This is a genomic window from Cupriavidus sp. SIMBA_020, assembly GCF_046535395.1.
Lineage (GTDB): Bacteria > Pseudomonadota > Gammaproteobacteria > Burkholderiales > Burkholderiaceae > Cupriavidus > Cupriavidus campinensis.
In genome coordinates, this window is record NZ_JAWRWU010000889.1 from 1 (window position 1) to 261 (window position 261).

1 protein-coding gene is annotated in these 261 nt (G+C 66.3%); it reads right to left on the bottom strand.

Translation table 11 applies throughout. The annotated features are described in order from the left end of the window. Positions 1-261 (bottom strand): P1 family peptidase (locus tag SB751_RS31980; protein ID WP_410749263.1); only part of this gene is annotated, 261 nt, incomplete at both ends.

Below are 261 nucleotides of genomic sequence, written 5' to 3' on the forward strand. Positions count from 1 at the left end.
GACCGTCGGCCACTCGCGCCCGATTCGCGGATTGGCCTTGATCGCCGCGCGAATCTGCGCCTGTGCGAGCGCCGCGACGCCGAAGGTATTGGTCAACGCAATCGGCGTTTCGAGCACGCCGAGTTCCTCGACCTGCACGAGTCCGATGCTTTTGCCAAAGCCGTTGACCACCGACGCCGCCGCGGGCACCTTGTGCAGAAACGGATCGCCGCGATGCGGACGAATCACGGTCACGCCGGTTTGCACGGCGCCGTCGTCGAG